We start from the raw sequence: 13,188 nt of genomic DNA, 5'->3' as shown, positions 1-13,188 counted from the left end.
AGCTGTCTCATGCCGTATCCGACCCGCCGCGCCGTGCTGGGCGGCCTCGCCGCCGGCCTCGCGGCCCCGGCGCTCGCCGGCCCGCAGACGATCCGCTTCGCCTACCAGCGCTCCTCGACGCTGCTGACGATCCTCAAGACCAACGGCACGCTGGAGCAGCGGCTCGGGGCCAAGGGCTTCGGGGTGAGCTGGCACCTGTTCAACAGCGTGATCGAGCCGATGAACGCGGGCAGCACCGACTTCCACGCGGACGTGGCCGATGCGGTGCCGATCTTCACCCAGGCCGCCGGGGCGCCGCTGACCTTCTACGCCAAGGAGGACCCCTCCCCGTCGGCCGAGGCGATCATCGTGCACGCGGATTCGCCGATCCGCACGATCGCCGACCTCAAGGGGAAGACCGTCGGCTTCCAGCGCGGCTCGGGCTGCCACTTCATCCTGACGGCGGCGTTGCGGCGGGCGGGGCTGACGCCCGCCGACATCCGGCCTGCGCATCTCAACGCTCCGGACGGGGCGGCGGCCTTCGAGCGGCGCAGCCTCGATGCCTGGGTGATCTGGGACCCGTTCCTCGCCATCGCGCAGGCGAAGAGCCCGGTGCGGGTGATCGCCGACGCCACCGGCTATTCCAGCTACAACCGGTACTACACGGTCCAGACCGCCTTCGCGCAGGCCCGTCCGGACGTGGTGGGCGTGGTGTTCGACGCGTTGGCGGAGGCGGGGCGCTGGGTGAAGGGCAATCCCCAGCCGGCGGCGGCGCTGCTCGCGCCGCTCTGGGGCGACGTGCCGGTGTCGATCGTCGAGACCGTGAACGCGCGCCGCAGCTACGCGGTGAAGCCGGTCCTCCGCGAGGGCCTCGGCGAGCAGCAGGTGATCGCCGACACCTTCTACGAGGCCGGGCTGATCCCCCGGCGCATCGACGCCACGGCCGTGCCGCTCTGGCATCCGGAGGCACGCGGCTGAGCGTCGGTGTCCAGAGAGGGCTCGAGCCCTCTGGCGGGGTGCAGGGGCGGCGCCCCTGCGAGTGGCGCTAAGCCCCTGTGTAGGATTCGCAGATGACCCTTCCCCGTTTCGGCGTCTGGGCGCCGGTCCACGGCAGCCGGGCGGCGCACCACGACCCGGACGAGCCGGACGACGCCTCCTGGGCGCGCAACCGCGCGCTGGTGCTGGAGGCCGAGGCGCTCGGCTTCGACGCCGTGCTGGTGGCCCAGCACACAGTGAACCCCTACGACGACGCCCGCGATCAGCTGGAGACCTGGACCGCGACGGCTGCGCTCGCCGCGCTGACGCGGCGGATCGAACTCATCGCGGCGATCAAGCCCGGGCTCTTTCACCCGGTGGTGCTCGCCAAGATGGCGCTGCAGATCGAGCACATCAGCGAGGGCCGCTTCGCGCTCAACCTCGTCAACGCCTGGAACGCGACGGAATTCGAGGCGGCGGGCCTGCCCTTCCCGGAGCACGACGCCCGCTACGCCTACGGCGCCGAGTGGATCGGCTTGGTCTCGCGGCTGATGCGGGGCGAGCGCGTGAGCCACGAGGGCCGGCACTTCCGGGTGAGCGGCCTGCAGCTGCGGCCCGCCGATCCCTGGCGCGCCCGCCCGCGGATCTATCTCGGGGGCGAGTCCGAGCCGGCGCGCGCCCTCGTCGCGGCGGAGGGCGACGTGTGGTTCATCAACGGCCAGCCGCTCGACGCCGTGCGCGGGCTGATCGCGGACGCCGCCGCGCGCCCGCGCGGGGATCTGCCGCCGCTGCGCTTCGGCCTCTCGGCCTTCGTGATCGCCCGCGAGACGGACGAGGAGGCCGAGGCCGAGCACGCCCGCCTGCTGGCGCTCGCCGACGGGGATGCCGGCCTGCGCGCGGCGAGCCGCACGCGGGTCGACCCCGCGGTGGTGATGATCCGCACCATGGCGCAGGCGCGGGCGGTGGGCACCAACGGCGGCACCGCGGCGGGGCTGGTGGGCAGCTACGCCACGGTGGCGGCGCGCCTCGCCGCCTTCCACGCCGCGGGCGTCGTGCTGTTCATGCTGCAGTTCCAGCCGTTCGAGGCGGAGATGCGCCGCTGCGCCGAGCGGGTGCGCCCGCTCCTCGGGGCGCGAACGCTCCCGTCCTCGGCAGCCTCCGGCATCGTCTGAACCCTCACGCCTGCCGGTTGCCTGCCGCCGGCTGTGCCTCCGCCGAGCGCCCCAGGTGTTGGGCGGGAATCCGCTCGGCAGGGCGACGGTCCGGCGCTGGGGCATGGCCCGCCGATCCCGCCGGCCCGGCCGCGTCCTCCCGGCGGCCGGTGGCGCCCTCCTCACGAGCCTGGCTCGCGGCATCGCCTCCCGTTCCTCGGAATGTCCGGTAAAGAGAACCGCTTGGCCGAGATCGGGCCTCACCGGAACGCCGGGCTGGCGTCGGCGGCACGCCTGCACCGGACGGCTGGCTGCGGCGGCGAGGGCTGGCGCCGGCCAAGATCCCCATCGACGCTGTCCCCATCAAAGCCGTTCTGTTGTCAGCTCACATCGTTCGGTTTATAGAACGATCGCTCCGGGGTGACCCGGGGAGCGGACCGCGCCTGATCGCGGCGGCTCGGGACAGGAAGGATTGCGCGTGGGACATCGGACGGCCGCCCAGACGATCGCTGCCGCGAACGGCATCGGCACGGATACCGCGTTCGGAGCCGTCAGCCCGCCGCTCTACCTCTCGACGACCTTCGCGTTCGAGGGCTTCGAGCGCCCGCGGGCGCACGATTACTCGCGGCTCGGCAACCCGACCCGCGACCAGCTCGCCGACACCATCGCCAAGCTGGAGGGCGGCGCGCGCGCCGTCGTGGTGGCGAGCGGCATGGCGGCCCTCGATCTCGCCCTCTCGCCGCTGGCGCCGGGCGACCTGCTGGTCGCTCCCCACGATTGCTACGGGGGCACCCACCGGCTGCTGAGCCAGCGCAGCGCCAAGGGGCATTACCGCGTCGCCTTCGTGGACCAGACCGACGACGCCGCGCTCGCCGCCGCGCTGTCCGAGCGGCCGCGCCTCGTGCTCGTCGAGACGCCGAGCAACCCCCTGATGCGGATCGTGGACATCCGCCGCACGGCCGCCCTCGCGGGCGCCGCGGGCGCGCTCCTCGTCGTCGACAACACCTTCCTGTCCCCTGCCCTGCAGCAGCCGATCGCGCTCGGGGCCGACCTCGTCGTCCACTCCACCACCAAGTTCCTCAACGGCCATTCGGACGTGATCGGCGGCGCGGTGGTGGCGGCGGATGCCGGGCTCGGCGCGACCCTGGCCGACTGGGCGAACACGACCGGCGTCACGGGCTCGCCCTTCGACGCCTACCTGACCCTGCGCGGCATCCGCACGCTGTTCGCGCGCGTGGAGCGCCAGCAGCGGAGCGCGGGAGCCATCGCGGCCTTCCTGGCGGCGCACCCGGCGGCGGCGCGCGTGCATTATCCCGGCCTGCCCGATCACCCGGGGCACGCGATCGCCCGGGCGCAGCAGAGCGGCTTCGGCGCCATGCTGAGCGTCGAGCTCGCGGGGGGGCGCGAGGCCGTCCGCGCCGTGGTCGCGCGGCTGCGGGTCTTCACCCTGGCGGAATCCCTCGGCGGGATCGAGAGCCTGGTCGCCCACCCGGTGAGCATGACCCATGCGGCCATGGACCCGGAGGCGCGGCGCACGGCTGGCGTCGGCGACGGCCTGCTGAGGCTGTCGGTGGGGCTTGAGGCCGAGGAGGACCTGCTGGCCGATCTCGCGCAGGCCCTCGACGCCGCGGGCTGAGCGGGGTGGCCGCCCTGCCGGCCGGCCTGGCACGCCACGGCCTCCCCCGCGCCGGGCGGCCCGGTGCGGCGGTCAGGCCGGAAGGCGGTCGGGGGCGGTGAGATCGCGCCGGATCCGCCGGGCCGTCTCCTGCAGGGCCGGGGCCGCCCGGTCGCGCGGGCGCGGCGCCGGTACCGTGTGGGTCGCCACGATCCGCCCGGGCGATCCGGCCAGCACCACGATCCGGTCGGCGAGGTAGACCGCCTCCTCGATGTCGTGGGTGACGAACAGCACGGTCTGCCGCGCGGCGCCGCAGAGGCGGGAGAGTTCGTCCTGCAGGCTCTCGCGGGTCAGCGCGTCGAGGGCCGAGAACGGCTCGTCCATCAGGAGCACGTGCGGCTCCACCGCGAGCGCCCGGGCGAGCGCGACCCGCTGGCGCTGGCCGCCCGAGAGCTGGAACGGCCAGCGCGCGGCCAGCGCCGCAAGCCCGACCCGCGCGAGCGCCTCCCCGGCCCGCCGCCGCCGCTCCGCCCGCGCCAGCCGCAGCTTCTCCAGCCCGAAGGCGACGTTGTCGAGGATCCGCCGCCACGGCAGCAGGCGCGCATCCTGGAACACCAGCGCGACCGCGCGGCGGCCCGGGGCGGGCGGGCTCAGCCGGACGCTGCCGGCGCTCGGGCGCACGAGGTCGGCGATCACCCGCAGGAGCGTCGACTTCCCCACCCCGGACGCGCCCACGATGGCCAGGAACTCGCCGGGCTCGACGTCGAGGTCGAGGTCGGCCAGCACCTCCGTGCGGGCGCCCTCGCGCGTGAAGGCGAGCGCGAGGGCCCGGATCTCGATCAGGCCCGCCATCGCAGCATCCGGCCCTGCAGGGCGGTGAAGGCGGCATCGAGCACGCCGTAGAGGAACGCCATGGTGAGCATGTAGACGACCACGATGTCGGTCGCGAGCAGCGTCGAGGCCTGCATCATCCGCTGCCCGAGGCCGGGCACGCCGAAGATCTCGGCCGCCACCACGGCCATCCAGGCCTGCCCGATGGCGGTGCGCACGCCGACCAGGATGCCCGGCGTCGCGGCGGGCCAGACCACCTTGACCAGGCGCTCGGGGGCGGAGCGGAAGCCGAAGGCGTCCGCCACCTCCAGGAGGTCGCGGTCGACGCCCCGGATCGCCCCGTGGCTGGCGAAGTAGACGATCCAGAACACGCCGACCGCAATGATGAACACCGCCGCGGCCGGGCTCACCCCGAACCAGATGATCGCGAAGGGCACCCAGGCGAGCCCCGGCACCGGGCGCAGCACCCGCACCACCCAGGCGGTCAGGGCCTCGGCGGTGCGGAACAGGCCCGTGACCGTGCCGGCCGCGATGCCCAGCCCGATGCCGAGTCCGAGACCGAGCGCGTAGTGCCCCAGGCTGTTGCCGATGGCGGCGAGCCACTGGCCGGTGCGCAGCTCCCGCAGGAACGCGCCCGGCAGCGCCGAGGGCGGGGGCAGGAAGGCCGGGTTGACGAGGCCCGCCAGCGGCACCGCCTCCCAGAGGGCGAAGAAGGCGACGAGCCCGAGGAGGGGGAGCAGCGGGGCTGCCCGCCGCGCCCTCACCGGCCCGCCACGGCGCGCTCGTAGAGGCGCGGCTCGAACAGGCCGTCGAGGGAGACTTCGCGGTCGAGGGCGCCGAGCCTGACCTGATAGCGCTGCATGGCGGCGGTGGCCTCCACGATGGCGCGCGGATCCGCGGTGAACCGGGTGGCCGGCGAGGCGAGCGCGCGGCGGATCGTGGTGCCGTCGACGAGGCCCTTGCCGAGCGCCGCCTCGATGACCGGCGCGACGCGGTCCGGGTTGCGGCCGATCAGGTCCACGGCCCGCACGATCCCGGTCACGAGCGCCTGGGACGCCTCGGGCTCGCGGTCGAGGAGCGTGCGGGTGAGCGCCACGACGGTGCCGGGCTGGTTCGGGAACATCTCGCCGCCCAGCGCCACGAGCCGGATGCCCGGATCGCGGCCGGTGACGATCGAGACCGCCGGCTCGCGCAGGATGCCGCCCTCGACGGCGCCGGCCAGGACCGCCTGCTGGGTCGCGTCGATCCCCATCGACACGATGCTCACGTCCTTCGGATCGGCCTTCGCCACCTCCCAGAGCCAGTGCTGCAACGTGGTGTTGGGCACCGAGCCGAGGGGCTGGGTGGCGAGCCGGGCGGGCGTGCCGGTCTCGGCGCGGAAGCGCCGGAAGGCCTCGGCGGGGGCGAGGCCAGGGGTGAAATGGCGGGCGAGCTTCGCGCCGGCGACGAAGACGTTCTCCTCGACGGCGGTCGCCGTCACGACCTTGACGTCGATGCCGCGCGAGCGGGCGACGCCGAGCGGCGCCACGCCCGCCACGTAGACGTCGAGGGTGCCCGAGGCCAGCGCCTGGATCATGTTGGGGCCGGATTCGAAGGTGGTGACGCTGAGGGTCAGCCCCGCCTCCTTCAGCCAGCCCTCCTTCTCGGCGACGAAGACAGGGGCCGCGGCGAGGATCGGGATCACGCCGACCCGCAGGGGCACGCCGCGTGCCTGCGCCCGTCCGGCCGTGCCGAGCGCGGCGGCCCCCAGGACCGGGGCTGCCGTAAGGATCGTGCGTCGCGTGAAGGTCATGACAGCCCGGCCGGATCGAGGAACGCGGCCGGCTTAGAACATCGTGCCTCGGCCGCGCAAGAACGCGGCCGCAAGAAGATGATCCTGCCTGATTCCTGCGCTGCGGGAGGGATTTCTTCTCCGTCGGACCGGTGGCGGGCAAGATCGTCCGCGCCCCGGACGATGCGGAAGGGAGCCGGCGTGGGTCCGGCCGGTCCTCAGATGATCTCGTCCCGTCTCAGCGCGGCGATGTCCTGCGGGCCGTAGCCGGCCTCCGCCAGGATCTCGTCCGCCTGGCCGCCGCGCTCGGGGGCCGGGCTCCGGATCGCCCCGGACGAGCGCGACATCCGGATCGGCTGGCCCACCAGCCGGATCGGCCCCAGGCGCGGATGCGCGACCGCCTCGGCCATGCCGAGATGCGCGACCTGCGGGTCGGCGAAGACCTGATCGAGCGCGTAGATCGGCCCGCACGGGATGCCCGCGGCGTTGAACGCCTCCACCCAGGCGGCGGAGGGGCGGGTGCGGGTCACCGCCCCGATCAAGTCCACCAGGACCGCACGATTGCGCCCGCGCCCACGCGCGTCGGCGAAGCGCGGATCCTCGATCCATTCGGGATGGCCCAGCACCTCGCACAGCCGCCGCCACATCGGGGGGCCGAGCGGGGCGATGTTGACGTGCCCGTCGCGCGCCGGGAAGGTGCCCATCGGGCTGATGGTCGGATGGTGGTTGCCGGCCTGGGGCGGCACCTCGCCGTCCATCGTCCAGCGCGCGGCCTGGAAGTCGAGGATCGCGATCTGGGCCTGGAGCAGCGAGGTCTGGACCCACTGCCCCTCCCCGGAGACCTCGCGCTCCAGGAGCGCCGTGAGGATGCCCAGCGCGCAGTAGAGCCCGGCGCTCGTGTCGGCGACCGCGATCCCGGCCCGGACCGGGCCGCCGCCCTCCGGGCCGGTGATCGACATCAGGCCGCCCATGCCCTGGGCGATCTGGTCGACGCCCGGCCGCAGGCGGTAGGGGCCGTCCTGGCCGTAGCCGGAGATGCTGGCATAGACGAGGCGCGGGTTGACCGCCCGCATCGCCTCGTAGCCGATGCCGAGCCGGTCCTTCACGTCGGGACGGTAGTTCTCCACCAGCACGTCGGCCGTTGCGGCGAGGCGCTTGAGCACCGCCACGCCCTCCGGCCGCTTCAGGTCGAGCGTCAGGCTGCGCTTGTTGCGGTGCAGGTTCTGGAAGTCGGAGCCGTCGCGGTCGCCCTCGACCTGATCGCCGTCGCGCGCCTCGATCTTCACGACGTCGGCGCCCCAATCGGCGAGCTGGCGCACGGCGGTCGGGCCGGCGCGCACGCGGGTCAGGTCCAGCACCCGGAAGCGTGCGAGGGCGAGGGGATGGGGCATTCGGCGGACTCCGATCGGCTTGGGCGGGCGCCGTCCGGCGCCCCGCAGCGGTGAGGCTCAGCCCGTGACGACGGGCGGGCGCGACGGCGCCCTCGACCGTCGGGAGGGGGGCGTGCTCTCGCTGGCGTCGCTCGTCATCGGCGGCTCTCCCGGCTGCGCATCACAGCACCGTTCCGGCGCAGGTGCTATGGCACGATCCCGGGCCCGGGCGCAGCCCCGCGGCGCGTCGCCGCCGGCACCCGCGCGGCGGGGCCCGGTCACTTCGGCCGTTCGGGCCCCATCTCCTCCGGCACGATCGCCCGCCGCCCGGAGGCGGGCGTCCACCCGGGAGGATTCCATGAAGGCTGCCGTCCTGGCCGCACCGCGTCACGTCGTCGTCGAGGAGGTCGCCCCGCCCGAGCCCGGCCCGGGCGAGGTGCTGGTGCGGGTGCGGGCCTGCGGCCTCAACCGGGCCGACGTGATCATGGCCTCGGGGGCGATGCACGGCGCCCGCGGCGGGCCGGGGGCGCGGCTGGGCCTCGAATGCGCCGGCGAGGTCGCGGCCCTGGGGGCGGGCGTCACCGGCCTGTCCGTGGGCGACCGGGTCATGGGCGGCACGAGCGGCGCCTTCGCCGAGCAGGTCGTCCTCGCCGCCGCGCAGGCCTGCCCGATCCCGGCCGGCCTCGACTTCGCGACGGCCGCGACCCTGCCGATCGCCCTGCAGACCATGCACGACGCGATCGTCACCAACGGGGGCCTGCAGCCCGGGGAATCGGTGCTGATCCAGGGCGCGAGTTCCGGTGTCGGCCTGATGGGCCTCCAGATCGCCCGGCTCCTCGGCGCCGGCACCGTGATCGGCACCTCGACGCATCCGGACCGGCGCGCCCGCCTCGGCGCGTTCGGGGCCGACCTCGCCCTCGACACCGCCGATCCGGGCTGGGCCGAGGCCGCGCATGCGGCGACGGGCGGCGTCGACCTCATCATCGACCAGGTCTCGGGAGGCGTCTTCGAGGGCTGCATGCGCGCCGCCGCCGTGCGCGGGCGCATCGTCAATGTCGGCCGGCTCGGCGGCCAGACCGGCCCGTTCGACTTCGATCTCCACGCGCTCAAGCGCCTGCGCTACATCGGCGTCACCTTCCGCACGCGCACGCCCGCGGAGGTCGCCGAGATCGTGCGCCGCACCCGGGCCGACCTCTGGCCGGCCCTGGAGGCCGGCCGGCTGCGCCTGCCCGTCGACCGCAGCTTCGCCTTCGCGCAGGTCTCGGACGCGCTCGACCACATGCGCGCCAACCGTCACTTCGGCAAGATCGTCCTCACGCTGTGAGCGCGAGGACGGCGCGTCCCGGCGATGGCGGCGCCCCGGGGGCGGCCGCCGTCACAGGAACCCGATCGAGAACCAGGGCACGAAGGTCAGCACCAGGAGGCCGATGAACAGCGACCCGAGATAGATCCAGATCCGGCGCATCCCGGCTTCCGGCGGGACATCCCCGATGATGCAGGCCGCGTAGTAGCAGAGGCCGAAGGGCGGCGCGAACAGGCCGAGCCCCATCGCGAGGATCACCACGATGGCGTAGTGCACCTCGTGGATGCCGAACTGCTGCGCGATCGGAAAGAGCAGCGGCCCGAACAGGACGATGGCCGGGATGCCCTCCAGCAGGCTGCCGAGCACGATGAAGGCGATCACCGAGATCAGCAGGAAGCCGGTCTTCCCGCCGGGCACCGCCGCCATCGCACGGGCGAGGTCGTGCGAGAAGCCCGACTGCGTCAGCGCCCAGGCCATCGCGCTCGCCGCCCCGACGATGAACAGGATCGCGCCCGAGAGCGAGGCGGTGCGCGCCAGCATCGGCCGCACGGCCGCCCAGGACAGGCCGCCCCGGTAGATCAGGAGCCCGAGCAGCAGCGAGTAGGCGATGCCGATGGTCGAGACCTCGGTCGCCGTCGCCACGCCCTCCACCACCGCGGTGCGGATGAGGAAGGGCAGGAGCAGCGCCGGCAGCGCGACGAGCAGCGTCCGCCCCATCACGGAGACCGGCGCCCGCGGCACCGGGGTCGCGTCCTCCTCCCGGCCGGCCCGGTAGCGGGCGACCACGCCCAGCACCAGCGCCAGCACCAGCGCGGGCAGGATGCCGGCGGTGAACAGGGCCGCGATCGACACGCCGGTGACCGAGGCGATGGCGATGAGCACGATCGAGGGCGGGATCGTCTCGCTCATCGCACCCGACGCGGCGAGCAGCGAGAGCAGCTCGCCGTCCTTCATGCCGCGCCGGCGCATCTCCGGGAACAGCACGGGGGCGACCGCCGCCATGTCGGCCGTCTTCGAGCCGGAGATCCCTGAGACGAGCAGCATGGCGCCCAGCAGCACGTAGGACATGCCGGCCTTCACGTGGCCGAGCAGCGCCGCCAGGAAGGCCACCATCACGCGGGCCATGCCGGTGGCGTCGACGAGCTGGCCGAGCAGGACGAAGAGCGGCACGGCGAGCAGGATCAGGCTGCTCATGCCCTCGTCCATGCGCCCGACCACGATGGTGAGCGGCGTCGAGGTGACGGTGAGCAGGTAGGCCGAGGTGGCGAGCGCGAACGCGAAGGCGATCGGCACGCCCGCCAGGATGCCGAGGCCGAGGAGCCCGACGAAGAAGACGAGGAGCGACCAGTCGCCCATCGCGGTGAGGACCGGTGCGCCGAGCGCGAGCAGCCCGGCGATGGCCGCGAGCACCAGCGTGGCCCCGGCGAGGTCGGCGATCCGGTGGCGGGCGAGACGCAGCGAGCAGCTGAGCAGCGCCGCGACGAAGCCCACCGGGACCGCGAGGGCCCGGACCGTCCCGGACCAGCCGAGCGCCGGCGTCTCCACGAAGGACTGGTCGTCCGTGTAGTCGTAGGCCGCGTGGAGCAGCAGGACCAGGAAGACGAACATCGTCCCGACCGCGAGCGTCTCGCACCACGCCTGGACGCGCGGCGAGAACTGGCCCACCACGAAGGTCAGCCGCATGTGCTCGCCGCGCTGGATGGCGACGACGCTGCCCAGCATGGCGAGCCACAGGAACAGGATCGAGGCGAGTTCGTCGCTCCAGATGATCGGGTGGCCGAGCGCGCGGGCGACGATGCCGACGAACAGGATCACCACCTCGGCGACGACGACGAGGGCCGCCGGCACCTCGACGGCGGCGCGCAGGCCCCGCTCCGCGAGGGCCAGCCAGTCGGAGGCGGGCGCCGGGACCGTCTCGACCCGGCCCGGCAGGTCGGCCGCCGCGCTCACGCGAGCCCTCCCGTGACGGTTTCGAGGGCCTGCCAAGCCTCGGGTCCGAACTTGGTCTTCCATTCGCGGTAGTATCCGGCCTGGGTCAGGCTCCGGCGGAACGCCTCCTTGTCGACGCTCTCGAAGACGAGGCCCCTGGCGGTGAGCTGGGCCTTGAGCGTGCCGGTGAGGCGGACCATGTCCTCGCGCTCCTCCATCGCCGCCCGGTCGAACTCGCGCCGCACGATCTCCTGCAGGGGCTCGGGCAGGCGCCCGAAGGCGCGCCGGTTCGCCACGATCCAGTAGGGATCCCAGATGTGGTTGGTCTCGCAGACGTGTTTCTGCACCTCGAAGAGCTTGCCGGTGTCGATCGTCACGAGGCTGTTCTCCTGGCCGTCGACCAGCCGGGTCTGCAGCGCGGTGTACAGCTCGTTGAAGTTGATCGAGGTCGGGTTCGCCCCGAGCGCGGAGAACAGCGAGGTGAAGATCGGGGAGACCGGCACGCGGATGCGGTACCCCTTCAGGTCCTCGGGCCGCTTGATCGACTTCGAGGCCGAGGTGATCTGGCGGAAGCCGTTGTCCGCGGGCTTGGCCGCGACGATCAGGCCCGCCTTCTCGATCTGGGTGCGCACGTACTGGCCGACCGGGCCGTCCGCCCCGCGCCAGACTTGCTCGTAATCCGCGAAGGCGAAGCCGACATTGGTGATCGCCGCCCCCGCCGCGACGGTGGAGAGGACGGAGCCCGCGATGTTGAGGAACTCGATGCCGCCTGCCCGCACCTGCGTGATCAGGTCGGTGTCTGAACCGAGCTGGCTCGCCGGGAAGAACTTCAGGTCCAGCCGCCCGCCGGACGCCTCGCGGATGCGCTGCGTCGCCTGGTCGAGGCGGGCGTTGATCGGCTGGGCGAGGGACTGGCCGGTCGCGAGCTTGTAGGTGAACTCCGCGGCGAGAGCGGGCCGCGTGCGGATCGCGACCAGCGGGATCGCGGCCGTCAGCAGGCTGCGGCGCGAGAGGCCGCGGCGGGGGCCGGAATCCGGATCGTTCGGCATGGTGTTTCCTCCCGTGCGCCGTCATCCGCCCCGCGGGGCCGGTACGGGCATCGCTTCTGGTCTGGCGGGCCGCGGGCCGGGCGGCAGGAAGGGCCGGCGCAGGGCAGCGCGGCAGGGCGCGGTGGCGCGCGCCCTCATCCTCCCTGTCGGCGCCCCGCGGCGGGGCGTTCTTGTGGTGTCCGGCCGGACTCTACGGAAGGGTGTCCGTGTAGGACCATCCAGATTGTTTGCGCGTTCGTGTAGCGGAGCTAAAGTGTCGCCATGCCGGTCCCCCTGCGCGCCATCACGGTCTTCCACGCGGTCGCCCGCGCCGGGAGCATCACCCGGGCGGCGGAGGAACTCGGGGTGACGCCCTCCGCGGTGAGCCAGCAGATCCAGACCCTGGAGGTGGGCCTGGGGACCGCGCTGATCGGCAAGGTGGGCCGCACCATCGTCCTGACCGAGGCGGGCGAGCGCTACTTCGAGATGATCGGCGGCGGCATCGACCAGATCATGGAGGCGACGCAGCGCATCCAGGGCTTCCGCACGGTCACCACCCTCACCGTGCGGGCGACGCCGAGCCTCTCGACCAAGTGGCTGCTGCCCCGCCTCGCCGGCTTCATCGACGCTCATCCCGACATCGAGCTGCGCCTCGACGGCACCAACGAGCCGACCGCCTTCCAGAAGGAGAGCGTCGATCTCGAGATCCGCCACGGCACGGGCGGCTGGCCGGGCCTCTACGCGGAGGGCTTGGTGGAGGAGAGCTTCCGGCCCGTCTGCGCGCCCGCGCTCGCCGCGTCGGGCAGCCTCGCGCCTGACGACCTTCCCCGGCACCGGCTGATCCACTCGGTGAAGTCGCAGGTGCAGTGGGCGCACTGGTTCAAGCTCGCGGGCGTCACTCCGGCCGCGCGCTGGCGCCGGCTGCTGTTCGATCGCAGCCACATGGCGATCGACGCCGCCGCCCGCGGGTTCGGCATCGCGCTGGAGAGCGACCTGATGATGGGCGGCGACCTGCAGGCGGGGCGCCTCGTCTGCCCGGTGGAGACCCCGCCCCGGGTGACGCTGGTAACGCAATGGGTGACCTGCCCGCCCGACCACCTGCGCCACCGCAAGGTGCGGGTCTTCCTCGACTGGATCCGGCAGGAGCGGGATGCCTGGGCCGGGGAGCGGGCACGAATCGTTTAGCCCTGCTTCAGGATGCGTTCGGAAATCTGGATTGTCCTACACGAAACCCGC

11 protein-coding genes are annotated in these 13,188 nt (G+C 73.5%); 5 read left to right on the top strand and 6 right to left on the bottom strand.

Annotated elements, in window-relative coordinates; translation table 11 throughout:
- Positions 1 to 9 precede the first annotated feature (9 nt).
- The 3 genes from MFF61_RS21460 to metB all read left to right on the top strand — a co-directional run bounded on the left by MFF61_RS21460 (position 10) and on the right by metB (position 3,741).
- Positions 10 to 957, top strand: a complete 948-nt coding sequence (locus MFF61_RS21460) for an aliphatic sulfonate ABC transporter substrate-binding protein (RefSeq protein WP_238238219.1) — start codon at positions 10 to 12, stop codon at positions 955 to 957.
- 92 nt (positions 958 to 1,049) lie between these two features.
- A complete protein-coding gene (locus MFF61_RS21455) occupies positions 1,050 to 2,126 on the top strand; it encodes an LLM class flavin-dependent oxidoreductase (protein ID WP_238238216.1) in 1,077 nt (358 codons plus the stop codon).
- Positions 2,127 to 2,583: 457 nt separating this feature from the next.
- Positions 2,584 to 3,741: a cystathionine gamma-synthase gene (gene metB / locus MFF61_RS21450; RefSeq protein WP_238238214.1), complete on the top strand. Its 1,158-nt coding sequence runs from the start codon at positions 2,584 to 2,586 to the stop codon at positions 3,739 to 3,741.
- Between the two features lie 72 nt (positions 3,742 to 3,813).
- Here the strand turns inward: metB and MFF61_RS21445 are convergent, their stop codons facing one another.
- From MFF61_RS21445 to MFF61_RS21430, 4 genes are all read right to left on the bottom strand, one after another.
- Positions 3,814 to 4,572: an ABC transporter ATP-binding protein gene (locus MFF61_RS21445; protein ID WP_238238212.1), complete on the bottom strand. Its 759-nt coding sequence runs from the start codon at positions 4,570 to 4,572 to the stop codon at positions 3,814 to 3,816.
- Positions 4,560 to 5,315: an ABC transporter permease gene (locus MFF61_RS21440; protein WP_238238209.1), complete on the bottom strand. Its 756-nt coding sequence runs from the start codon at positions 5,313 to 5,315 to the stop codon at positions 4,560 to 4,562. Before MFF61_RS21440 ends, MFF61_RS21445 begins: the two co-directional genes overlap by 13 nt.
- The gene (locus MFF61_RS21435; protein ID WP_238238207.1) at positions 5,312 to 6,343 is read right to left on the bottom strand and encodes an ABC transporter substrate-binding protein; all 1,032 of its coding nucleotides are present in this window, start codon (positions 6,341 to 6,343) and stop codon (positions 5,312 to 5,314) included. Before MFF61_RS21435 ends, MFF61_RS21440 begins: the two co-directional genes overlap by 4 nt.
- Positions 6,344 to 6,540: 197 nt before the next feature.
- Positions 6,541 to 7,713: a CaiB/BaiF CoA transferase family protein gene (locus tag MFF61_RS21430; protein ID WP_238238205.1), complete on the bottom strand. Its 1,173-nt coding sequence runs from the start codon at positions 7,711 to 7,713 to the stop codon at positions 6,541 to 6,543.
- 337 nt (positions 7,714 to 8,050) lie between these two features.
- Here MFF61_RS21430 and MFF61_RS21425 point away from each other — a divergent pair, with 337 nt between their 5' ends.
- Positions 8,051 to 9,016 carry a quinone oxidoreductase family protein gene (locus MFF61_RS21425; RefSeq protein ID WP_238238202.1) on the top strand — a complete coding sequence of 322 codons (966 nt, stop codon included), beginning with the start codon at positions 8,051 to 8,053 and terminating at the stop codon, positions 9,014 to 9,016.
- A 51-nt stretch (positions 9,017 to 9,067) separates the two neighbouring features.
- Here the strand turns inward: MFF61_RS21425 and MFF61_RS21420 are convergent, their stop codons facing one another.
- Positions 9,068 to 10,945: a TRAP transporter large permease gene (locus MFF61_RS21420; RefSeq protein WP_238238200.1), complete on the bottom strand. Its 1,878-nt coding sequence runs from the start codon at positions 10,943 to 10,945 to the stop codon at positions 9,068 to 9,070.
- On the bottom strand, positions 10,942 to 11,973 hold the full coding sequence (locus tag MFF61_RS21415; protein ID WP_238238198.1) for a TRAP transporter substrate-binding protein: 1,032 nt from the start codon (positions 11,971 to 11,973) through the stop codon (positions 10,942 to 10,944). Before MFF61_RS21415 ends, MFF61_RS21420 begins: the two co-directional genes overlap by 4 nt.
- Before the next feature lie 261 nt (positions 11,974 to 12,234).
- Between MFF61_RS21415 and MFF61_RS21410 the strand changes: the two genes are divergently transcribed.
- Positions 12,235 to 13,137, top strand: a complete 903-nt coding sequence (locus MFF61_RS21410; RefSeq protein WP_238238196.1) for a LysR substrate-binding domain-containing protein — start codon at positions 12,235 to 12,237, stop codon at positions 13,135 to 13,137.
- Positions 13,138 to 13,188 lie beyond the last annotated feature (51 nt).

The sequence above is a fragment of the Methylobacterium isbiliense genome (assembly GCF_022179325.1).
GTDB classification, from domain to species: Bacteria; Pseudomonadota; Alphaproteobacteria; order Rhizobiales; family Beijerinckiaceae; genus Methylobacterium; species Methylobacterium isbiliense.
This window is presented reverse-complemented; position numbering and strand designations above follow the sequence as displayed.

Bases quoted from the DNA above. Each gene is read 5' to 3' on its own strand.
- MFF61_RS21460 (WP_238238219.1), top strand. From the start codon at position 10: ATGCCGTATCCGACCCGCCGCGCCGTGCTGGGCGGCCTCGCCGCCGGC.
- MFF61_RS21455 (WP_238238216.1), top strand. From the start codon at position 1,050: ATGACCCTTCCCCGTTTCGGCGTCTGGGCGCCGGTCCACGGCAGCCGG.
- MFF61_RS21445 (WP_238238212.1), bottom strand. From the start codon at position 4,572: ATGGCGGGCCTGATCGAGATCCGGGCCCTCGCGCTCGCCTTCACGCGC.
- MFF61_RS21435 (WP_238238207.1), bottom strand. From the start codon at position 6,343: ATGACCTTCACGCGACGCACGATCCTTACGGCAGCCCCGGTCCTGGGG.
- MFF61_RS21430 (WP_238238205.1), bottom strand. From the start codon at position 7,713: ATGCCCCATCCCCTCGCCCTCGCACGCTTCCGGGTGCTGGACCTGACC.
- MFF61_RS21425 (WP_238238202.1), top strand. From the start codon at position 8,051: ATGAAGGCTGCCGTCCTGGCCGCACCGCGTCACGTCGTCGTCGAGGAG.
- MFF61_RS21415 (WP_238238198.1), bottom strand. From the start codon at position 11,973: ATGCCGAACGATCCGGATTCCGGCCCCCGCCGCGGCCTCTCGCGCCGC.
- MFF61_RS21410 (WP_238238196.1), top strand. From the start codon at position 12,235: ATGCCGGTCCCCCTGCGCGCCATCACGGTCTTCCACGCGGTCGCCCGC.